This is a genomic window from Bradyrhizobium sp. Leo170 (assembly GCF_004296405.1).
GTDB lineage: Bacteria > Pseudomonadota > Alphaproteobacteria > Rhizobiales > Xanthobacteraceae > Bradyrhizobium.
The window spans coordinates 1-3,493 of the sequence record NZ_PSRR01000537.1 but is presented as its reverse complement, the minus strand read 5'-3'; the positions used below and the strand labels follow the sequence as shown (position 1 = coordinate 3,493).

Here is a 3,493-nt window from a genome sequence, read left to right as displayed (position 1 = left end):
GCCGGTGGCTGGGCGCCGGGGTTGATCCAGCAAGCATGGATGCGGCCGTCGAGGCTGCGCGGCACCTTGTCGTCGATGGTAGCGCCGAACCGGGTTAGGCATCGGAAGGTCGCCTGCACATGACCACCGGGGCAGCCGAAGCGGTCGTAAAGGTCGAGGTGACGGAAGGCGGTATCGAGGTCGTCAAGCCACATCAGCCGCACCACGCGCCGGCCGAGCCAGACGCATTCCGGGTTTCCGGCCGGGCCGTTGATCGCCTGCGTGGCTTCGACGAATTCGTCGGTCTTACGCTGGTTGTCCTTGGTGGCGTCGGACGGAGCGTTTCCCTGCTTCGACTGTTCCTGCGGATTCGGCGTGCCGCTTTGGGAGAAAGCGGCTCCGGTACCGATCAGAAGCGCGAGGCCGGCAGTGGCGAAATGGCGCAAGACCGCGATTTTGAACTGAAGCACCCGTCCACCCATACCTTCCCCGATCGATTTCCCGCCCAACAAATCATCCCAAACGGCCATGGCGTAATGCCGTCCAAATAGGTCTCCAGTGCGGCGGAGACGCTGGCGGAATCCCATGACCGGTATTTCAGATTTTGTCCAGCAAAGTCACAACTTTATCGCACCAGCGCAAAACTGTCGCAGGACAACCTTGGTATTGCCCGACTCGTGCTCTTGGCAGACGGTGCCTGACCGGTTAATCGACGGTCCCCGGAGGATGGAACTGATTTCTCTTCGTACGCCACTGGCGCTTCTCCTGATATCGCTGGGTATGATTGCGGCCGTGTGGTGGTGGCTCGCCACGCCGATTACGTTGTCGCGCGCGCCGATCGATCCCAATGCAAAGCTGCAATGCGTCTCCTATGCGCCGTTCCGCGACACCCAGACGCCGCTGATCCGCACCACGCACATTCCGGCCGAGCAGATCGAGCAGGATCTGACTGATCTCGCCAAGGTCACCGAGTGCGTGCGCACTTATTCGATCGAGAACGGGCTCGACCAGGTACCGGGTATCGCGGCGAAGGTCGGGCTGAAGGTCATCCAGGGCATCTGGCTCGGCAGCGACCGGATCAAGAACCAGACGCAGATTGCGGTCGCGGTCGGGCTCGCCAAACAATATCCGGGCGTGATCACGGCGCTGGTGGTCGGTAATGAAGTGCTGCTGCGCGGGGAAATGACGACCGCGGATCTCGCCGCCTATGTCCGCGCGGTCAAGGCGCAGGTCCAGGTGCCCGTGACCTATGCCGATGTCTGGGAATTCTGGCTGCGCAACCGCGAGGTCTATGACGCCGTCGATTTCGTCACCATTCACATCCTTCCTTACTGGGAAGACATGCCGGTGCGGGCGAAATTCGCCGCCGCCCATGTCGATGCCATCCGCAAGCGGATGGCTGTGGCGTTCCCGAACAAGGAGATCCTGATCGGCGAGACCGGCTGGCCGAGCATGGGCAGGATGCGCGAGGGCGCGCTGCCGTCGCGCACCAACCAGGCGCGGATCGTCTCGGAAATCCTCGATCTCGCCAAGCGCGAGGGTTTCCGCGTCAACTTGATCGAGGCCTATGACCAGCCCTGGAAGCGCCAGCTCGAGGGTACGGTCGGCGGCTATTGGGGCCTGTTCGACTCCGTCAACCGTGTGGTGAAGTACCCGCCTGGCGTCGCCATCAGCAATTACCCGCTTTGGAAATGGTACATGGGCGCTGGCCTTGGGCTGGGCTTCGTCACCTTCCTCGTGGCTTGGCTGGCGGTCCGGCGGCGGCCATGGGCGCCGCGGATCATGTCCTGGATCGCGGTCGGCATCTCCTCAACCAGCGCCGGGATCCTGCTCGGGGTTGCCATCGACAAGATGATCTATGAGAGCTACGGGACCGGCGGCTGGGTGCAGTGGGGAACGCTGCTTGCGGCGGCCGTCTTTGCGCCGATCCTGTCGGCTCACGCACTGATGGCGGGGAAGTCGCTGCCGACCTTCCTCGAACTGCTCGGGCCGCGCCAGTACCGGCACGGCACCTTGCTCACAGCGCTGCTCGGCCTTTCGCTGATCGTGACGACCGTGATCGGGGCGGAAACAGCGCTCGGGTTCACTTTCGACCCGCGCTACAAGGACTTTCCGTTCGCCTCGCTCACCATGGCTGTGGTGCCGTTTGCGCTGCTGATGCTGCTCAACCGGCCGCAGGAGGGCGTAAGGCCGATCGCGGAGGCCGTGTTTGCCGGCCTTCTGCTGGTCGCGGCCGGCTATACCTTCCTGAACGAGGGGACCGACAACTGGCAGTCGGTCTGGACCTGCGCGATGTATGTGTTGCTGGCGCTTACGCTGTGGCGGGCGCGGGTCGGGCAAAGCCCAAAATGAGCAGGCCGATCGCGATCCCCGACAGCGCGACATTGTAGAGCACGATCCCGAACCCCGCCGCGATCAGCCCGCCGGTCATCAGGACGATCGACGGCCGCAGCACGTGCAGGGTCGCGATGACGAGCGCGACGATGCCGAACACGGAATTCCGGAACAGGCTCGTCGCCAGCACCCGCATCTTGCAGTTCATGGTCTGCAGGCCCGCATCGCAGGCGAGCGCGACGGTTGAGAATTCGATCACGAGATAGCGCAGGTAAAGCGCGTAACCGACGGCGAGGAAACCGACGATCAGCAGAAATTGCACCTGATAGGGTGTGAGGCGGAACGGAGGCTTTGTCATCGCGCGAATATGGTCGGGAAAGAGGATCAGGACAAGCCGCTTCAGGCGGCGTGAAAGCGAGTGAAAATGTCGCCGCAATGTCTTGCGGTCACGCCATTATTGCTCCTTGCGACCGAACATCGAGGTGATCGCCGAGACCGCGGAAGGTGGCTCCGGCTTCTTCGGCGGCTCCTCGACCACCACCGGAGCTGCCGCCGCTCGTTTCGGTGCTGCGTGCCGGCGTGGTGCGGGTTTGTTGGGAGTTGTCGTGGCCGGCGGCGGCTCGTCCTTGAGCGTCAGGCGCTGACCGTCGAAAACAGCGGTTTCGCAAGCGCGGCCGTTCTCGGCGAGCACCGCGCAAATCTTCGCCGCGGCGCCGGCATCGCGCAGCGGGCCGGCAACGAGGCGAAGCTGCATGCCGAGCCCGTTGGCGCCCTCCTTGATGACGATGATCGGGCGCAAATTGAACAACGGCGCGTTCGAGCGCGATTTCAACAGGCCTCGCCACAGCGCGCGCAGCCCCGGCACCGAATTGGCGGTGCCGAGATCGACGCCGAATTCGGTATGCTGCACCTCGGCTTTCGGCGCGCTAGCGTCCTCTTTCGCTTTCTCCGCGTCACCGGCGGCAGGCGCCGCGGCGACCACCTCGGGCATGGGGCTGGCGGTGACCGTGGCAGCGGGCTTGGCCGGCTCGACTGGCTTGCTCGCGGCAGGATCGGGCGGTCCGATCATCGACTTTGCGGCGACGAGTGGCATCGCGGGCAATGACGCTGCCGGGGTGCCGGCCGGGTCCGAATTGCTGGCTGGCACAGGGGCGGCGGGCGCTGTGTTGGCAGCAACGAC

The 3,493-nt window shown here is 64.3% G+C and carries 3 protein-coding genes and 1 pseudogene; 1 reads left to right on the top strand and 3 read right to left on the bottom strand.

What is annotated here, in order from left to right; translation table 11 throughout:
- A partial coding sequence (locus CWO89_RS41990) for a beta-1-3, beta-1-6-glucan biosynthesis protein (RefSeq protein WP_130584097.1) occupies positions 1-461 on the bottom strand: 461 nt, incomplete at its 3' end.
- Positions 462-705: 244 nt separating this feature from the next.
- On the opposite strand from CWO89_RS41990, the gene CWO89_RS41985 reads away from it, so the two are divergent.
- Complete coding sequence (locus tag CWO89_RS41985) at positions 706-2,331, top strand: glycoside hydrolase family 17 protein (RefSeq protein ID WP_130584096.1); 1,626 nt, start codon at positions 706-708, stop codon at positions 2,329-2,331.
- On the opposite strand, the gene CWO89_RS41980 is transcribed toward CWO89_RS41985, so the two are convergent.
- Both CWO89_RS41980 and CWO89_RS41975 read right to left on the bottom strand, forming a co-directional pair.
- Entirely contained in the window at positions 2,291-2,671 is a 381-nt protein-coding gene (locus tag CWO89_RS41980) for a hypothetical protein (RefSeq protein ID WP_130584095.1), read from the bottom strand. The genes CWO89_RS41985 and CWO89_RS41980 overlap by 41 nt on opposite strands.
- 96 nt (positions 2,672-2,767) lie before the next feature.
- Positions 2,768-3,493 (bottom strand): annotated as a pseudogene (locus CWO89_RS41975) (hypothetical protein); the annotation flags it as partial.

Excerpts from the sequence above, each read along its gene's own strand:
- CWO89_RS41985 (WP_130584096.1), top strand. The coding sequence starts at position 706 with ATGGAACTGATTTCTCTTCGTACGCCACTGGCGCTTCTCCTGATATCG.
- CWO89_RS41980 (WP_130584095.1), bottom strand. The coding sequence starts at position 2,671 with ATGACAAAGCCTCCGTTCCGCCTCACACCCTATCAGGTGCAATTTCTG.